15 protein-coding genes and 1 pseudogene are annotated in these 17,230 nt (G+C 68.6%); 7 read left to right on the plus strand and 9 right to left on the minus strand.

The genetic code is table 11. The features are described 5' to 3' along the window. Window positions 1–148: 148 nt before the first annotated feature. Genes AB0F61_RS33445 through AB0F61_RS33455 form a run of 3 tightly spaced genes read left to right on the plus strand, consistent with a single transcriptional unit; the run spans window position 149 to window position 1,954 of the window. Complete coding sequence (locus AB0F61_RS33445) at window positions 149–370, plus strand: hypothetical protein (RefSeq protein ID WP_357818188.1); 222 nt, start codon at window positions 149–151, stop codon at window positions 368–370. A 36-nt stretch (window positions 371–406) separates the two neighbouring features. Further along, on the plus strand, window positions 407–1,495 hold the full coding sequence (locus tag AB0F61_RS33450) for a ferritin-like protein (protein WP_357818191.1): 1,089 nt from the start codon (window positions 407–409) through the stop codon (window positions 1,493–1,495). 18 nt (window positions 1,496–1,513) lie between these two features. Next, the gene (locus tag AB0F61_RS33455; RefSeq protein WP_357818193.1) at window positions 1,514–1,954 is read left to right on the plus strand and encodes a VOC family protein; all 441 of its coding nucleotides are present in this window, start codon (window positions 1,514–1,516) and stop codon (window positions 1,952–1,954) included. Window positions 1,955–2,007: 53 nt separating this feature from the next. Here AB0F61_RS33455 and AB0F61_RS33460 read toward each other — a convergent pair whose 3' ends face one another. From AB0F61_RS33460 to AB0F61_RS33470, 3 genes are all read right to left on the minus strand, one after another. Next, window positions 2,008–2,220 (minus strand): hypothetical protein, encoded by a 213-nt coding sequence (locus AB0F61_RS33460; protein ID WP_357818196.1) that lies wholly within the window; start codon window positions 2,218–2,220, stop codon window positions 2,008–2,010. Between the two features lie 127 nt (window positions 2,221–2,347). After that, window positions 2,348–3,724, minus strand: a complete 1,377-nt coding sequence (locus tag AB0F61_RS33465; protein ID WP_357818199.1) for an NAD(P)/FAD-dependent oxidoreductase — start codon at window positions 3,722–3,724, stop codon at window positions 2,348–2,350. Between the two features lie 48 nt (window positions 3,725–3,772). Further along, window positions 3,773–4,648, minus strand: coding sequence for an RNA polymerase sigma-70 factor (locus tag AB0F61_RS33470; protein ID WP_357818202.1), 876 nt, complete (start codon window positions 4,646–4,648; stop codon window positions 3,773–3,775). A 254-nt stretch (window positions 4,649–4,902) separates the two neighbouring features. Here AB0F61_RS33470 and AB0F61_RS33475 point away from each other — a divergent pair, with 254 nt between their 5' ends. From AB0F61_RS33475 to AB0F61_RS33485, 3 genes are read left to right on the plus strand one after another with little or no spacing between them, the layout of a single operon-like run. Further along, window positions 4,903–5,430, plus strand: coding sequence for an RNA polymerase sigma factor (locus tag AB0F61_RS33475; RefSeq protein WP_357818205.1), 528 nt, complete (start codon window positions 4,903–4,905; stop codon window positions 5,428–5,430). 17 nt (window positions 5,431–5,447) lie between these two features. Continuing rightward, window positions 5,448–6,506 (plus strand): CU044_5270 family protein, encoded by a 1,059-nt coding sequence (locus AB0F61_RS33480; RefSeq protein ID WP_357818207.1) that lies wholly within the window; start codon window positions 5,448–5,450, stop codon window positions 6,504–6,506. Window positions 6,507–6,524: 18 nt separating this feature from the next. Beyond that, window positions 6,525–8,480 carry a hypothetical protein gene (locus tag AB0F61_RS33485; protein WP_357818210.1) on the plus strand — a complete coding sequence of 652 codons (1,956 nt, stop codon included), beginning with the start codon at window positions 6,525–6,527 and terminating at the stop codon, window positions 8,478–8,480. A 245-nt stretch (window positions 8,481–8,725) separates the two neighbouring features. Here the strand turns inward: AB0F61_RS33485 and AB0F61_RS33490 are convergent, their stop codons facing one another. After that, window positions 8,726–9,079 carry an Imm49 family immunity protein gene (locus AB0F61_RS33490; RefSeq protein WP_357818213.1) on the minus strand — a complete coding sequence of 118 codons (354 nt, stop codon included), beginning with the start codon at window positions 9,077–9,079 and terminating at the stop codon, window positions 8,726–8,728. 156 nt (window positions 9,080–9,235) lie between these two features. Beyond that, the gene (locus AB0F61_RS33495) at window positions 9,236–9,586 is read right to left on the minus strand and encodes a VOC family protein (RefSeq protein ID WP_357818216.1); all 351 of its coding nucleotides are present in this window, start codon (window positions 9,584–9,586) and stop codon (window positions 9,236–9,238) included. Window positions 9,587–10,690: 1,104 nt separating this feature from the next. Here AB0F61_RS33495 and AB0F61_RS33500 point away from each other — a divergent pair. Continuing rightward, complete coding sequence (locus AB0F61_RS33500) at window positions 10,691–11,623, plus strand: L,D-transpeptidase family protein (RefSeq protein WP_357818218.1); 933 nt, start codon at window positions 10,691–10,693, stop codon at window positions 11,621–11,623. Between the two features lie 1,452 nt (window positions 11,624–13,075). On the opposite strand, the gene AB0F61_RS33505 is transcribed toward AB0F61_RS33500, so the two are convergent. From AB0F61_RS33505 to AB0F61_RS33520, 4 genes and pseudogenes are all read right to left on the minus strand, one after another. Next, a complete protein-coding gene (locus tag AB0F61_RS33505) occupies window positions 13,076–14,038 on the minus strand; it encodes an alpha/beta hydrolase (protein WP_357818221.1) in 963 nt (320 codons plus the stop codon). Window positions 14,039–14,279: 241 nt separating this feature from the next. Then, entirely contained in the window at window positions 14,280–14,999 is a 720-nt protein-coding gene (locus tag AB0F61_RS33510) for an SDR family oxidoreductase (RefSeq protein WP_357818224.1), read from the minus strand. A 379-nt stretch (window positions 15,000–15,378) separates the two neighbouring features. Beyond that, window positions 15,379–16,827, minus strand: a complete 1,449-nt coding sequence (locus AB0F61_RS33515; protein WP_357818227.1) for an aldehyde dehydrogenase family protein — start codon at window positions 16,825–16,827, stop codon at window positions 15,379–15,381. A gap of 286 nt (window positions 16,828–17,113) precedes the next feature. Then, window positions 17,114–17,230: pseudogene (locus AB0F61_RS33520) on the minus strand (glutathione S-transferase family protein); the annotation flags it as partial.

Here is a 17,230-nt window from a genome sequence, read left to right on the forward strand (position 1 = left end):
GAGCAGACGGTGTCCGTCCCCTGGAAGGTCAGATCAGGGCCGCGGCGAGAGCGCGGAACGCGTCGGCCGGGAATGTCGTGGCGTCGCCGCCGCGAAACCGCAACGCCGCCGGTCGTCGTCCGGGCCCGCCGCAGGCCGGCCAGTTCTTATGAAACACGCCCTAGTCGCCGAGATCGGCGTACGCGACGAAGCGGCGCGCCGCCGGCGTACCGACCACCACCACGCGGTACGAGGGCATCTGCCCGACTTCATGGCCGAACGCGCCAACGGAACCAAGCCCAGCGTCAGGGGCGCCTCGCGCGCGGTGTTCACCTCGCACTCAGCAGCGGCGGCATCGTTCATCCAACGGGCTGCGCGCGAGACGGCCTGACCCGCGCGGGTGGCGAACCGAGCACACGGAGGAGAAATGACCAACCCGACCACGACTCACTCAGAACCGCAACGCGCAGCGGCAACCCCATCGACGATGCGGATTGAGACGCTCGAAGATCTTCGCAAGCACCTGCAATGGGCGATCGAGTTGGAGCACGCCACCCTGCCGTCGTACCTCTGTGCGATCTACTCGCTCGACCCGTCGCGCAACCCGGAAGCCGTTCAGGTGGTGGGCAGCGTCTTCGTCGAAGAGATGATCCACCTGGCGCTGGCCGCGAACCTGCTCAACGCCGTCGGCGGGCACCCTCGGCTGGACACGCCGAAGATGCTGCCGCGCTATCCCAGGCTTCTGCCCCACGGCGACCGCTCTCTGGAGCTGTCGCTGGTTCCGTTCGGGGCGGAAGCAATTGAGATGTTCCTCCGACTCGAACGGCCGGCGCCGCCTGGTGCCCCGGCCGAGGGCGACAGCTACGAAACGATCGGGCAGTTCTACAGCGCGATCGAACAGGGAGTGCGCCATCTGTGCGCTGAACTCGGCGAGCGGGCGGTCTTCTGCGGTGACCCGGCTCGCCAGGTCACCGCAGGCCCGTTCCATCGCAGCGGCGGACGGCTGATCGCGGTCAGCGATCTCAACTCGGCAATGGCAGCGGTGGAGGAGATCGTCGAGCAGGGCGAAGGCACCGGACGAGGCGAGGTCTGGGACGGTGACCGGGACATCCTTCACCCCGACCGGGACGAGGTCGCGCACTACTACCGGTTCCTGGAACTCAAGCTGGGCCGGCGATACCGGCGCGGTGACACCTCGCGATCCGGGCCCACCGGCGACGCTCTCTCGATCGACCTCGGCGGCGTCTACCCGATGCGGCCCAACCCACGTCTGGCCGACCACGCTCCAGGTAGTCCGATCCGCACCGCCCAGGAAGACTTCAACCACACCTACTGCGCCGTGCTGAATCTGTTGGAGCAGGCGTTCAACGGCAACCCGGGGATGCTCGGCGCCGCAACCGGCACCATGTACGCCCTCAAGGCCCAGGCGCAGGGACTGATGGAGATGTCCGATGGAGGAAGCACAACAGCCGGCCCGACATTCGAGTACGTACCGCCGGAGCTCAGGCGGCCGTGACGCCGGTCTCGTACCTGAATGGGAATTGCTCTGATCGCCTCGGCGATCTCCTGGGCTGTGCGGGCGTTGCCGTCGTGCGATCACCACTTCTACGCCCGTGTTCTGGGCGGCACCGTCGTGCTGAACGAGAACCCATGCATCGTCAGGCTGTCCAATTCGTGGATCATCATGAATCCGGGTGGCCCGCCCACCCCCGACAAGCCCGGAATCTCGGTGGTCGACTACCAGCCCGGCGACACCACCTCGATCTTCCTGAACTTGCGGGTCGCGGACATCCGCGCCTGTTACGAGCAGTGGACGGCGAACGGTGCGCAGTTCTTGACGCCGCCGATCGACCGCGAGTCTGAGATCCGCTGCTACCTGCGGGACCCAGACGGGTACCTCATCGAGATCGGTCAGTCCACTGGACTGTTGCAGGGCACGCGTGCCATGACCCAACCGCACGATCCCACCAGCTGACTCGGCATCGGTGACAGCCCGCACGGCATAGCGTCCTGCGGCGGTGGTTTGGTTCAGCCGCGGTGCCAGTCCCGCAGTTTGGCGGGATTCAGCATGATCCAAAGGGTTGCGGCCCGGGCCTCGTCGCAGCTCACGGCGATCACGGCGACGGCACGCCCGGTCTGGCGGATCACCAGTCCGGCGTGCCCGTTGACGCTCTCAACGGTCAGGTCGGTTCCGGGCAGCAGGGCACGGAGCAGCCGGACGACCTCGGCTGCTCCGTGCACGGGACGGATCGGAGCGGGCACGCGGCCGCCGCTGTCGCACACCGCAACGGCGTCCGCGCCGAGGACGGCCTCGATCGCGGTGACGTCGCCCAAGTGGCAGGCAGCCGCAAGCCGGCGTACGACGTCGTCATGAACGCGCGGCATCGCCCGCCGTGACACCCGCCGGCGGAGCACCCGCCTCCGCGGGTGCCGGTGCGTGCGCGCCGGCCAGGAACGCCTCCCGGGGGTGCTGCACCGAGGCCAGCGAGACGATGTCCCGGCCGAACAGCGCGGCGGTCGCCCAGACCGCGAGCACCCGGACCTTGCGCTCCCACGTCGGCACCGCGAGCACGTGGTAGCCGCGGTGCATCAGCCAGGCCGGGAAGCCCTTGATGACCAGGCGGTGGAACTGGAAGATGCCGCGGCCGAGGCCCAGCGTGGCGACCGTGCCGAGACTGTGGTGCACGTACCGCTTCGGCTCCCGCCCGCGCAGCGTGGCGATGATGTTGCGGGCCAGCAGCTTGCCCTGGCGCACCGCGTGCTGGGCATTGGGCACTGTCGAGACGCCGGTCCGCTCCGCCGCGAGGTCAGGGACGGCCGCGTCGTCGCCGGCGCCCCACGCGTCCGGCACCGGCGCGTCCTCGGTGCCGACCCGCAGGTCGGCGCGGACCACCAGCATCCCGCGCCCGTCGACGGGCAGGTCGCTGTGGTTGTGCACCATCGGGTTCGCAGCGTTGCCGACCGTCCAGACGATCAGCTCAGAATCGAACTCCTCACCGGTGGACAGCACCACGTGACCGTCGCGCGCGGAGAGCAGCTGCGCGTTCAGGTGAACGCGCGCGCCGCGCTTCGTCAGCGAGCGCACGACCCACTCCCCGGGCCCGTCGGTCACCTCGGGCAGGATCCGGTCGCGTGCCTCAACCAGGTGGAAGCTCAGCTCGTCCAGGCTCAGCTCGGGATAGCGCCGGATCAGCGCCGTCCCCAGTGACAGCAGCTCACCGAAGCCCTCGACCCCGGAGAAGCCACCGCCGACGAACGTCACGGTGAGCAGCCGCCGGCGCTCCGGCCCGGGCGGCAGCGTCGCGGCCTGGTCGAAGGCGGTCAGCAACCGGTCGCGGATCGCGACGGCCTCCTCGACATGCTTCATGCCGATCGCGTGGTCGCTCACCCCGGGGATGGCCAGGGTGCGGGTCACCGCACCGGCGGTCACGACGATGATGTCGTACGCGAGCGGGTATTCCCGACCCACGGCCGTGCGCACCGTGACCGTCTTGCGTGCGTGGTCGATCGCCGTCACCCGGCCCGCGATGATCTCCGTCTTCCGCAGGTGCCGGCGCAGTGAGACGGCGGCGTGGCGCGCCTCCACCGAGCCGGCCACCACCTCGGGCAGGAACGGCTGATAGGTCATGTACGGCCGGGGGTCGACGACGATGACCCGCGCCTCGCCCCGGCGCAGCTTCTTCTCCAGCTTCCAGGCCGTGTAGAAGCCGGCGTACCCGCCGCCGACCACCAGGATGGTCCGCACCTTCGTTCCCCTGTCTCTCGCCTTCGCCAATAGAGACCGGGCTGCCCCTTAGTTTGTGACGTCGGCCATGGCGGTGATCTTCTCCGGATTCATCATCCACAGCACCTGGTCGATACCGTCCGCAGAGGCGACGACCGTGACGATCCCGAGGACCGTGTCACCGCGGCGCATGATCGCGCTGGTCTGCCCGTTCGTGGTGACCCACCGCAGGTCCATGCCCTCCCAGTAGTCGGCCGAGAACGCGGCGATGTACTTCGCCACCCGGGCCGCGCCCACGACCGCCTTCCGGGAGACCTGCCGCGCGCCGTTGCCGTCGGAGATGCTCGCCACGTCGGCCGCGAACAACTTCTCCAGCGCTTCGAGATCACCGGTACGGGCGGCCTCGAGGAAGGTTGCCAGCAGCCGGCGCTGCGCGGACTCGGGCACCGGGATCTTCCGCTCGCCGGCGACGTGCTTACGCGCCCGGCTGACCAGCTGCCGCACGGCCGGCTCGGTGGACTCCAGGATTGTGGCGATCTGCCGGTACGGGTAGTCGAACGCCTCCCGCAACACGTACGCCGCCCGCTCCTGCGGAGTGAGCTTCTCCATCAGCATCAGGACCGCGAGCTCGAGCGCCTCCCCGCGCTCGGCGCCCAGGAACGGGTCCGCGCTGGTGTCGACCGGCTCCGGCAGCCACGGACCGACGTACGTCTCGCGGCGCGCCCGCGCCGACTGCAGCTCATTGATCGCGAGCCGCGTCGTGGTCGTCGCCAGAAACGCGCCCGGATTCTTCACCACGCTCCGGTCGGTCGCCTGCCAGCGCAGCCACACGTCCTGCACCAGGTCCTCGGCCTCGCTGGCGCTGCCCAACATGCGGTACGCGATCCCGAACAGACGTGGCCGCACGCCCGTGAAGATCGCCGCCGCCTCGTCGAGATCCCCCACCACTGTCTCCCCCAAGGTCGTTCGCCGCTCCAGGCTAGCCTCCTGTCCCAGATTCCTCGCGGCGCTCGCCCCCAGATACGGACAACCCGAGGACGCCCACGCCGGCTCCGTGCACTACGGCTCGTCGCCGCAGTGGCGGATCGTATCGGTGAGCGTTGCTGCCGTTACTGCAATTCCCTCGCGATCGTCGGTAAGGATGACGCCTCCGCTGTCACTACTGGTCGACGGCTCACCCTTCCGAAGGAGCGGCGCGAGTGACACACCCTTCAGCCCGTGACCGGTTCGCCGCGCTCTTCGGCCAGCATCACCGCCAGGTGTATGCCTACGCGGTCAGCCGGGCCGGACGTGACCTCGCGGACGACATCGTCAATGACACCTTCCTCGTGGCCTGGCGACGGCTCGACGCCATCCCCGCCGACCCGCTCCCGTGGCTGCTCGGCGTGGCGCGCAACGTCGTGCACGAGCGGCATCGGGATGCGGCCCGCCAGCTGCGCCTGCTGTCGCAGGCGTCGGCCGCTGTCGAGGGCGACGTCGCCGAGGCGGTGGCGGAACGAGCGGTGACCCTCGCGGCCCTCGACGCGCTGAACGGCGCGGACCGGGAAATCCTCACATTGGTCGGGTGGCACGGTCTCTCGACCAGGGAGGCCGCGCAGGTGCTCGGCTGCGCCACGCCCACCTTCCTGGTACGGCTGCACCGCGCCCGCAGGCGCTTCGAGCAGGCTCGCGCCGAAGAGTCGGCCGTCGTTGTTCCATCCCGTCCCGCAGAGGAGATTCGCAGATGAACCGACATCGTGGCACCTTGCAGCTGATTGCTGAGGCGCGTCCCGCGGTGCTCGATGACACGCCGGACCGGACCGCCCCGTCCTTCTCCGACCAGCCGGCCCCGGTACGTCCCGCCCGGCGTGCCGCCCGCCGTCTGGTCCTGGCAGGACTCCCGACGGTTGCCGCCGTCGTCGCCGGCATGGCCGTCGTCGTGGCGGCGGCGAACCCGCCGGCTGAGTCGCCGTCGCCCACCGACCGGTCCGTCGCGCCGGCCCAGCCCGTCACGGCCCGGGACATCCTGCTGGCCGCTGCCGAGAGAACCACCACCGGCGCCCCGACGACCGGCGACTACTGGGTGACCACGGTCGAGCTCCACCACGTCTACGACGTCGGCGATTACCAGGTCCTCGGGCGCTCCGAGGTGCAGACCTGGCACGCGCTGGGATCCGGCGGAGATGTCACCTCCGTGGTCCGGTGGCTCGGCGCTGCCCCGGCCACGGATGCCGACAGGGCGACCTGGCGGGCTGCGGGTTCGCCGACGAAATGGGCCCTGACCGGCCCGGAAGGTAGGCGGAGTGGGGGGCGAGAATTGTCGGCCGCACCCGGCCCCCGCGAGGTCTCGGTCATGTCCGACGGCACCTTCGAGCTCGGCGGAACGCGCCTCACCTACGCCCAGGTCCGGGCGCTGCCCACCGATCCGGACAGGCTGAGGGCGTACCTGATCGAGCTGGACGACACCACGGGCCGGAACGGCACCTGGACGCCGGACCAGATCGCGAGGTGGCGGGTGGAGATGCTCTTCTCGCAGTCCTGGACGTTGCTGAGCCAGCTGCCGGTGGCCCCTTCGGTGCGGGTCGCGACCTACCGGATGCTGGCCGGTCTGCCCGGGCTCACCGCGGAGGGGAACGTTCGGGACGCCAAGGGCCGAGCCGGCGCCGGCATCAGCTACGCCTACCGCAACGCGGACGGTAGCTCCGTCAGGACGCGACTCGTCATCGACCCGGACTCGGGATCGTTGCTCGCCCGCCAGGAAAAGTCCGAGGCATCAGTTCTGATCGGCAGCCGCTTCTCGAACGCGGCCCCGCCCCGCCCCTGACGAACAAGGAGTTCGACCGTGCTCAAATCGATCCCATCCCTGGCCGCGGTGATCGCCACCGGCGCGGCGTTGGTGCTGCCGGCGGCCGGCCACGGCGCGGCCGACACGACGCCGTCGCGCGCGGCAGCCGAGACGGCCCCAGGGCCGTACACGGTGACGCTGCGGACCGGTGACCAGGTCACTCTCGCCGACCCGGCCGGGAACAACGTGTCGGTGCGGCCCGGCGCGGGTCGCGCCGGCATGCGGTTCGCGGTCGTGCGGACCGGCGGCAGCGTGTACGTGCTGCCCCGCGACACGATGGCGCAAGTCCGTGCCGGTAGCGTCGACCGGCGGCAGTTCGATGTCGTGAGCCTCGTCCGCGCCCGGTACCGGGGCGTGCCGCAGGTGCCTGCCCAGGTCGCCGCGAGCGAGACCGGCGCGGAGGAGGAGACTCACGAGCTGACCCTCCGCTACCTCGACCGGAACGGCTCGCCCACCCAGGACGCGTTCGCCGCCGTCTCGGGTTGGGGCCGCAACGTGGCGGACTGGCCCGCGGTGGACGCGGACGGAACCTCCACCGTGCGGCTGCCCGAGGGCCGGTACAACCTGGGTGCGTACCTCGGCTCCGGGCCGGAGACCGCCATGCTGGTGCAGCCCGTGGTCGATCTGACCAAAGACCTGACCATCACCCTGGACGCCCGGGCGGCCGGGTCGGTCACCCTGACGGTGCCGGAGCAGTCCGCTCGGATGGGCTTCGTCGACGTCGGTTACAGCTTCTATCCCTCCTACCAGTCCTGGCCGGCGGGCATGTTCCTGACGGGCGACGGCGTATCGGGCGTACGCATCGGGCAGATCGGCGCCGCCGCGGCGCCGAGCGCGATGGTCGGCAGCGTGGCCGCGCAGTGGGCGAAGCCCGACGGCGCTGGCGACTTCACCGACAGTCCCTACCTGTACGCCGTGGCGGAGAGCTTCCCCGGGAGGCTGCCGAGCGGTTTCGCCCGGGACTACCGCGCTGGTGACCTGGTCGCCGTGCACCAGCAGTTCGCCGCGTCGGCGCCGAAGCAGTCCGCGCAACGTACGGTCTCTCCGTTCGTCACCCCGGCCCCGGCCGTCGTCTCTGCGTTGATCGTTCCCACCACGCTGCCCGCCACGCGGGTGGAATACCTCCAGGTCGGTGTGCGCTGGACGGCGGAACTGCAGCCGGGTACCACCGACGACAAGGGGCGTTTCGTTGCGCAGCGACGGCTGTACCGGCAGCCGACCGCCTACCGCCCGGGCGGGGTCCACCGAGACCAGTGGAACGCCGGCCCGACCGGTCCCGCCTTCGGCCAGGAGGGTGAAGCGCCGTGGAAGTGGGCGAGCCGCACCGGCGACGAGATCGCCGTCGGCCTCCCCCTCTACGGAGACCGGGCCGGGCACGCCGGGTCGCTCGTGCCAACCGACAGCTCGCGCACCGCCCTCTATCGCAACGGCGAGCTGGTCGGTGAGTTCGCCCGGTCCGGTAGCGGATCCTTCACCGTGCCGTCGCAGGTCGCCGACTACCGGCTGGAAGTCGCCGACGTCCGCAGCGGCGACGAACTGACTACCCGGCTCAGTGCGGCGTGGACGTTCCGCTCAGGTCACGCCGACGGCGCAGACCCGATCCGGCTGCCCCTCTCGGCGGTGCGGTTCACCCCAGCCCTGGACGCGAACGACGCCGCGCCCGCGGACCGCGCCTTCGCACTGCCGGTGTCGGTCGAGGGCCAGCCTGGCGCACCCGCGCCGCGGATCGCCAGACTTGCCGTCGAGATCTCCTACGACGACGGTGCCACCTGGTCGAAGGCGCCGTTGTGGGCGACGCAGGCCGGCTGGACCGCCACAGTCCGGCATCCCGCCGGGGCCGGATTCGCGTCGCTACGGGCCACCGCCATCGACGCCGACGGCACCACGGTTACCCAGACGATCATCCGTGCCTACCGGTTGGACACCGGGAGCGGGGTCGGCCCCCGCGAGTGATCCGAGGCGCTGATCGCGGACGAGGGCTGTGCCCACGACTTTGAAGGTCTAGGGGATCGGGGGCGCGGCGGCCACCGAAGACGTCGCGGGTCGGGCTCGGGCTCGGGCGTACGCTGCTGGCCGCGGCGGTCATCGGCGACCTCGCGCCCCTGCTGCTGCTGCCGACTCAGCGGGGCGCCTGGCCGCACCGATAGCTCGTGACTGGGGACCGCGACAGGCCGGGGTCGGTACGGAACGGCAGCCGTTTACCGCTGCGATGTACTCAGTAGTGCTTCGGGCAGGTAGGCGGACCGGATGCCCACCTGCCAGCCGTGGGCGAGCTGGGCGAGGGCGGTCAGTGTGACGGCCCCGACCGGTAGGAGACTCTGTGCCGCCGGGTCGGTGCCGACGCTCTCGCGGTGCGTCACGAGGCGTTGCTGAAGGGCCTGCTCAAACGCGGGCTGATTGTCGTCGAGCAGGACGCGCAACAACCGCTGGTCCGGTGTCAACGTCCCCGCGGTGTCGAGCTGCTCGGCCGCACGCGTGCGCATCAGCCCAGGGGTGGCGTAGTCGAGCGTCGCGGTCTCGGCGATGGTGCCGATGTGGCCGCGGCGCGGCACGATCACAAGGCGGGCGTCGGCCGCTGCCGCCAGGCTGGTTCCATTCGGCCATCTCTGTGTCGTTGTTCCAGATCCAGCCCTCACGCCGGTGCAGCAGTCCGTGTGCCAGCACAGGTTGCCGGCACTATTTCCGAGAGGCCACAACGATCTCGCAGCTCAGTCGTGCGCGAGGATATTGATCACGTGGCCGTCCGGATCCCTGACGAAAAATCGTCGCACCCCCCAGGGCTCTTCGGTCAATTCGTGCACGATCTCGGCTCCCGCGGCCCGCGCGGCCTGGTAGCTGGCCTCCACGTCGTCGACCTGAATCGAGGCAACCGGGACGACGGGAGCGGTCGCGTCATGGGTCATGAGACTCAGCTGCACGTGGGGACGCTCAGGGTCCGCCAGTGTCACAATCCAGCCGTGATCCATGACCACCTGCAGCCCGAGAACCTGGGTGTAAAAGGCCTTGGCCGGCCCCAGCGATGTGCTCTTGAGGTCCGGAATGATCCTGCTAACTGGCATGCGTCGATCTTCGTTCCCACCTCGCCGGTTGGCAACACGCCGGCTGGTACCAGGGCTTCCCGCGTCGTCGGGAATCCAGTGTGGTGTGGGCCTCGATAGGCAGTTTGCAGGCGTTGACGCGGCCAGAGCCACAACGGTATCCGTCGTGTGAGCGGTGCGGGCCCAGGACGTTCGGTCGAAGGGGGAACCCTGCGAGATGTGCGGCTTACTGATGATGTGAACCGGGCGTGTGCCCGAAGGCCCGCCGGAAGACGTCGATGAAGGCGCTCGCGGACGCCCACCCGCAGCGCCGTGCCACCGTGGTGACCGGGGTGGCGTGGGCTGCTGGCCCGCACCGCCGGGGCCGACCGTATCGGGGCCGACCCCGCTGCGGCTCAGCAGCTGGCCGAAATCTGCGGGCACCTGCCCCTGGCCCCGCGCATCGCCGGCGCCCGTCTGGCCGACCGGTCGCATCTGAGCGTGCGCGGGCACGTCGACGAGCTGCTCGCGCAGGGGGCGGGTCGCGCAGCTGCGCGTCGACGATGATGACAGCTCCGCCGTCCGGGCCGCCTTCGAACCGTCGTACCTCGCGCTGCCGGCGTCGGCGGGCCGGCTGTTCCGGCTGCTCGGGCTGGTGCCGGCGCCGGCCGGGCTCGCCATGCGCTCGCACGGGTGGCGGCGCGGGTCTCGTCGCCGGGGACCGCAGTCAGCCCGGCCAACGCGGCCTCGTCGGGTGCGAACCAGGCGAGTAGTTCGGCGGCGTACCCGGCCAGCTGCGCCGGGTCGGTCAGTTGATCCATTCGGCGGTTCTACCAGCAGCGGGCAGGGAGCCAACAGGAGCGGCTGACATCACTAGTTGACATCAACGATGGCGGCCGAAGCTCGCCCGAGTCGTTCCCCGTCGCCGACGATGCTCTCGATCCGGCGAGCACCGCCCCTCATATGTAACGCCGGCCAGACCGACGACGCCGGATGAGCGGAGTCAGTTGATCTCCAGCGCGGCCCTTGCCGTTCGCGAGGTCGCACCTGCGACACCTCAGACCGACTACGCGCAGAGTCCCCTGAGTCGCGGTCGCCTTCCGGGCAGACGGCTGGCGGACATCGAGAACCATTGGAGGAGTAGGAATGCGAACGCCATTCAAGCGGGCAGTGTTCGGTGCCATCGCGGTGGCGCTGCTCGGCGGGCTCGGACTCACGTCCTGCGCAACTCCGGGCCGGAACGGCACGATGGACGCCGGGCAGGCTCCGGTCGATACCTCGGTGACCGGCGCTCCCGGACCGACTGACGCCGCAAGTCTCTCCTCATCGCCTTCGGCTAGTCCCTCCTCATCGCCTTCGGCTAGTCGGTCCCCGTCGCCTTCGGCGAGCCGGTCCACGAAGGCATCTCCCAGCCGGTCGCCGTCGCACGTCCCGACAAGCAAGGCCGCGACGCCGGCCGCGGAGAGCAACATCGCCTCCCGGCTACACACCATTCCGGGCAGCACCCGTCAGCTCATCGTCGTCCACAGCAGCGGCTACGGTACGAGCGTCGCGACCCTCGAGACGTTCGAAAAGGTCAACGGCGTGTGGCGGCCGAAGTTCGGGATGATGAGCGCGCGGATCGGCACCAAGGGGTTCAGCGACAGCCATGTGGAGGGCGTCCCTACGACGCCCACAGGCGTCTATGGCATCGGCTCCACCATGTACGGCGTGTACGCCAACCCTGGCGTCAAGTACAGCTACCACCAGCTTGTGGCGAACGACTACTGGGATGAGAATCCCAGCTCGTCTACGTACAACAGCTTCGTGCATGGCACGAACCCGGGCGGGTACAGCGAGGCGCTGTGGCAGACCGTGCCGCAGTACAACTACTTCGCGGTCATCAACTACAACATCCCGGCGAGGGCAGCCACCCCGGCCCGCGGCAGCGGCATCTTCCTACACGTCATGGGGAGCGGAGGTACCGCCGGTTGTGTCTCGTTGGCACAGTCCAACCTGCTCCAGGTACTGGCGTGGCTGCAACCGGACGCATCTCCACGCATCGTTATGGCGCCCAGCCAGAACCTCGACCGTTACTGACCGTCCCAAGGGGCCACGCGGTCCGCTCAGCAAGCCGATTTGTCTAGTCCCACCACATGGTTGACGAATCCGTCCCACCAGATGCTTGACGGGTGACCTAGGTCATTGGCTCGGGCTGTGGTCCTTCCGCCGAGCCTGGTGTGACGTGGTTATCCAGATAATCCGTCTCGTGCTGAGGATCCCGCCGTTCGTCTCGACGCGGATCAGGTGTTGCGGATCCAGTTCTGGATCCTGGAGACGCTGCCGGTACTCGGCTGTCACGTCAGGCCGATCCTCCGATCGAGGTCATCATCACCAAGCATTTCGCCGACGAGGTGCATCCGCCGCTGCTCGGAGCAGGTGGAAGCGGTCGCTGGTTGCCGGTTCCGGGTGACGGCTAGCGCGGACTGACAGGAACGGCGAGACGGGAGACGTCACCGGTTGCGCTCCGGGACGCCCCGCAGATGCGGGGCGTCCCGGAGAACTCGCCGTCGAGTGCCTTGATGGCGACGGGCCGGCCGACCGCTGATACCGATCGCGGCAGTGAGCGTGGAGGCGAGCATGCGGCTGAGGCGGTCGCTCTCGTCGGTGCTGACGAACTGGACGCCCTCGGTGATCGCCTAGCCGTTCCAACGGGATCAGGGGGAGTGCGATGTCGTAGATGCGCCGGGTCAACGGCTCGACCTTCGCGCTGACCAGGGGGAGGACGCCGAGGTCGACGACCGTGGCGGCCATTCCTCCCGGGCCCGTACGGCCAGGCGCCGGGACGACGCCGCCCACGGCGTCTCGTCGGCGGCCGGCCATCGGATCACGTCGACCGAGTCCAGGGCCCGCAGGCGGCGGAACCACGGACGCGACCACCACCAGAGAACCTGCAGGACCGGCCGACGAGATCGCCCCACATCGCGTCAACGTCCTGCACCCCCGGCGCCGTCGGCGGCAGTCCGAAATGGTGGGACGCCGAACATCCGGCGGCCGCCCGCACTCCGATCGGCCGGCTCGTGACTCTTTCCGAGATCGTCGACGCGACCCGCTTCTTGTTGGGCAACGGTGGAGTCAACGCCCACGAGCTGTACGTCGACGGTGGTGTCCGGATTACCTGATCCACTCGGTGCCCGGCGCGTCTCTTGATCCCATTTCCGTCGTAGGAAGGCAAGTCCCGTGTGGACACCTCTGGTGCGCGCCGCCCTATTGCCTGCAGATTATGCAGTGGCGTTAGATCCACACTCCCGGACCGAGGCGGCACCTATTTCGATGCGAAGAAGGAAGCCGGGAAGACTTCGATGGAAGCCACGCGTGCGCTGAGACAGCGACTGTCCACGGCCGCGTTCGCGCTGTGGAGTCCAGGCGCTGCCGCGGCCGTCGCCAATCGGGTTCTGTGCACTGACCTAAAGTCCTCTACACCGACGTGAGACCCCGGTGGTCAGCCGGGTAGCGCTGTCGAGGAGCGGGACAGCGTGAACCGCTGCTCGACTATCCGATCCGGGCGTGGATGAGGTCGGCCAGTTCCTCGGTCGCCTGGTGGCACGCCTTGGAGTAGCGGGTGAACTGCGGGAACCCGTGCGTCAGGTCGGGGTTGTGGACGTAGGTGAGGTCGTTTCCGGCCGCGGCGAGCTTGCGCGCGTAGGCGTGGCCGACGTCGCGCAGCGGGTCGAAGCCGTTGGTGACCAGGATCGTGGGCGGCAGGTCCGCGTGGGAGGGCGCGTTCAACGGGGTGATGTACGGGTCGCGGCCATCGTCGGTGTTCTTGAGGTAGTTGCGGACCATCTCGTAGATGCCGTTGGTCTCCAGGTACAGGCCGCTGCGGTTCTCACTACCGGCGAACGTGTCGCCGGGGAACGCGGCCTCGGGGAACAGCGGGACCTGCAGCGCCAGCTGCGGGCCTCCTTCGTCGCGCAGCTTCAGCGCGACGACGCACGTCATGTTGCCGCCGGCCGAGTCGCCGCCCAGCGCGATCTTCGCTGGGTTCACCCCTTGCTCAGCGGCATGGTCGAAGAGCCAGCGGACGAAGTACTCGATCTCATCGATCTGCACCGGGTACTTCGCCTCCGGCGCGAGCTGGTAGTCCACGACATAGGTGGCGATTCCGGCGCGCTCGGCGATGACCCGCATCGCGCTTTCGAACTCGTCCAGGGTGCCGTAGGTGAAGCCGCCGCCGTGGATGTAGACCAAGGCCCCGATGGGGTCGCTGGTCGGGCGCGTCGGCGTGTGCCGGCGCACGGTCAGCGACCCGTGCGGGCCAGGCAGCACCAGGGTGTCGACCGCTCCGATGGGCGGCCATGGGCCCTTGCCCAACACGGTGTGATCCCGTCGACCCTGGGCGATCGACACGTCAGCGCCGAGCGTGGGACCGGTCGGCAACCAGGCAGCGAGCTCAGGGTCCAGGCTGCCCCGGCCAACGGACTCCGGAATCGTCGTTCGGTCGTATACCGGCATAACCCCTCCAGTTGTCTGTCCTTCGAACGGTCCTGTAGACGATGCTCGGCCGGGTGCCGGCCGGCGCCCTTGAGTGCGATTTTGGGATGGTCAGGCCGCCAACCCATGCAGTGTCAGCCGGCCACAGGTGACCCCAGATCACCCGGATAGCGCACGAGTCGCCAGCTGGACCGGCCACGCCGATGGGTCTGGCGGGTGACAAGGACATCGCCCGCCAGACCTCAGCGGAGGCCGACGTTGGTCAACGGGCGTATCCGCCGTCGGCCATGATCGTTTGTCCGGTAACGAAAGCGGCGTCGTCGCTGGTCAGGAACGCGATCGTCCCGACCAGGTCGTCCGGCAGGGCGTTGCGCTTGATCGCCTGGGCCTGGGCGATCGCCTCGAGGGCCTCCGGCGGGTGGATCTCCCGCACGCCCGGGGTGATGGTTAGGGTCGGCCCGACCGCGTTGACGGTGATACCGAACGGGGCGAGGTCGTTGGCCAAACCCCTGCTGAACCCGATGTCGCCCATCTTGCTCGCCATGTAGTGCGACAGGCCGGGAGCCGCGGTGATGATCGAGTTCGAGGTCAGGTTCACGATCCGACCCCAACCACCCTTCTTCATCCCCGCCAGGACGGCCTTGACCATCAGGAACTGCGAGTCCAGGTTGACCGCGAGCACCCGCCGCCACTTGTCGTAGTCGAGCTCCTCAATCGTGTAAAACGGGAAGATGCCGGCGTTGTTCACCAGGATGTCCACCTTCCCGAACCGGCCGATGGCCTCCGCGCCGGCGGCGGCGGTCTGCTCCGGGTCGGACACATCCGCCGTGAGACCAATCGCTGTGTGACCACCACTCGTAAGCAGGTCCACCGTTTCTTCCGGGTTCTTCAGATCGATCGCGACGACCGTCGCGCCGCGCTCACCGAGGTTACGGGCGACAGCCTGACCGATACCCCGTCCAGCACCGGTGACGACAGCCACCCGGCCTTCATGGGTGGGAAAAACAGACACGGTACAACTCCTTTGTCGAAACCTCGGTCGCTGTGGCTCTTGTGCCACGCGACAACGCTTTGGACGTCCAGCGGTGGTACAGCCGCCGAACTTGCTAGGTGCGTCGGCCCTTCAGTGCCTGGCATCGCCGCGATCCGCTTACCCTGAAAAATGCCAGCGGCACGTGCGATGTCATCGACTGAAATCTCCCCCTGCATGCCCGCGGCGGACGTGCTCGTCACCGTTGCGACGACCACTCGGACACCGCGACATGGGCAATGGGGGATCCCGCCGACCCACTAAGATGCAGACATGGGTCTGAATCAGCGGGAACACCCTGTTCGCAGCCGGCGGTCAGCCGACAGCGGGCTCAGGCAAACTTCTGGGTGATTGTCTTGTATTCGAGGAAGTGGTCGATACCGCCGGGGCCGTTCGCATGGCCAACGCCGCTCTGCTTGTAGCCACCGATTTCGAACTGGTTCGGGAGCTGGCCCCAGTCGTTGATCCAGAGCATGCCTGCCTGCACCTTCCGGGCAACCCGCAGCGGACGGTTCACGTCGCTGCTCCAGACGCTCGCGCCCAGGCCGTACTCGCTGTCGTTAGCGAGCGCGATCGCTTCCTCCTCGGTGTCGAACACCTGGATTGTCTGGACCGGCCCGAACACCTCCTGCTGAACGATCGGCAGCGATGAGTCGGTGACCTCGAGCAGGGTTGGCCGGTAGAACGCGCCCTTGGCGAGATCGCCATCCGTTACGGGTCCGCCGCGCACGACCGGGATCGCACCGGCGGCGATGGCCTCCTCGACCATCCGGTTCACACGGTTCACGCTGGCCTTGTCGATCAAGGCACCCATGTCGTTGGAGCGGTCCACGCCGGGGCCGACCTTCACGTTGGACAGACGCTCTGCCAGTCGCTGCTTGACAGTTTCGTAAACGCCACGCTGCACGATCAGTCGGCTGGCGGTGATGCAAAACTGCCCGGTGAAGATGGTGAGCGACTTCTCGATGACCATGAGCGCCAGCTCGAGATCCGCGTCATCAAACACGACGTGCGGGGTCTTGCCGCCGAGTTCGAGTCCGACGCGCTTGATGTTCTTCGCGGCCGCGGCGCCGATGGCTCGGCCGGTCGGGGTACTGCCGGTGAACATGATCGCCGGGACGTCCGGGGTGTCCACCAGCCACTTCGCCGCTTCGCTGCCGCTTTCGGTGATCACGTTGACCACGCCGGCCGGAAGGCTCGGTACATCTGCAAAAACTCGGCTGATTGCCTCGTTGAGCAGCGGGGTCTGTCCGGGTAGCTTGACCACCGCGGTGCAGCCGGCGGCGAGCGCTGGGGCGAGGTCGCGGGCCATCAGAGCGCTCGGCGAATTCCACGGAGTGATGACGGCCGTAACGCCGACCGGTTCCCGGACCACCATGGTGTGCTTGCCGGGCTCAACCTCCATGACTCGACCGTAGGTGGTTTGCGCCAGGGCGGCAGCGGTGGTGAAGTTGCCCTTGGCGAAGCTGACCTCGAACTCGGCCTCACCGATTGTCTTGCCGTTCTCCAAGGTGGTGAGATCGGCGAGTTCGCGCTCGTGCCGCGCGAAGGACGCCGCGATCTCCAGGAGCACCTTGGTGCGGAACTCCATGTCGTTCGCCCAGTTGGTGTCGCGGAAGGCAGTCGTCGCTGCCCGTACCGCCTGCTCGGCTTCATCGCGGCCGGCATCGGCGTAGCGGCCGACAACCTCGCCGGTAGCGGGGTTGATGCTTTCCCCGTGCTGCGCCGAGTCGACCCACTTGCCGTTGATCCAATGCAAAGCTGTCTTGTTGGTGCTCATTCTCCTTACCTTCCCATGATTAGCGACATCGTGGCACCGCGGGCAGCGCGGACATTGTCGTCTTCGTCGGCGATTGCGATGGATTCCGCGATCCGTCGGAATGCAACTAGGCGTCCGTGGAGCCAGCATGTAATGACCGTCACCGATTCTCGTTATCCCGTGCAGCGAAAGTCGGTACCAGTCGGGTCTGTGGTTTCGCATTACAGCGACGGTGCCAGCAAGAGATTTCCGCACGCCCTCACGTCCCAAGGACACGCCCAACACCATTTCGTTGGGAGCTCTTGGCCTAGCGCAGTGGGGTGTGTGCGGGGTCGACGGGCTCAGCCGGCGGCGGAGGCGGGGTGCCGTCGCCGAAGGGGCGGCCGCCCAGTGTTTCCCGGCCGTGCGGGGTGAGCCAGTTGGA

The organism is Micromonospora sp. NPDC023888, assembly GCF_040639415.1.
Lineage (GTDB): Bacteria > Actinomycetota > Actinomycetes > Mycobacteriales > Micromonosporaceae > Micromonospora.

What these genes read in the sequence shown, in the direction of transcription:
- AB0F61_RS33505 (WP_357818221.1), bottom strand. Translation starts at nt 14,038, where the DNA reads ATGCCGGTATACGACCGAACGACGATTCCGGAGTCCGTTGGCCGGGGC.
- AB0F61_RS33455 (WP_357818193.1), top strand. Translation starts at nt 1,514, where the DNA reads ATGGGAATTGCTCTGATCGCCTCGGCGATCTCCTGGGCTGTGCGGGCG.
- AB0F61_RS33515 (WP_357818227.1), bottom strand. Translation starts at nt 16,827, where the DNA reads ATGAGCACCAACAAGACAGCTTTGCATTGGATCAACGGCAAGTGGGTC.
- AB0F61_RS33495 (WP_357818216.1), bottom strand. Translation starts at nt 9,586, where the DNA reads ATGCCAGTTAGCAGGATCATTCCGGACCTCAAGAGCACATCGCTGGGG.
- AB0F61_RS33450 (WP_357818191.1), top strand. Translation starts at nt 407, where the DNA reads ATGACCAACCCGACCACGACTCACTCAGAACCGCAACGCGCAGCGGCA.
- AB0F61_RS33445 (WP_357818188.1), top strand. Translation starts at nt 149, where the DNA reads ATGAAACACGCCCTAGTCGCCGAGATCGGCGTACGCGACGAAGCGGCG.
- AB0F61_RS33500 (WP_357818218.1), top strand. Translation starts at nt 10,691, where the DNA reads ATGCGAACGCCATTCAAGCGGGCAGTGTTCGGTGCCATCGCGGTGGCG.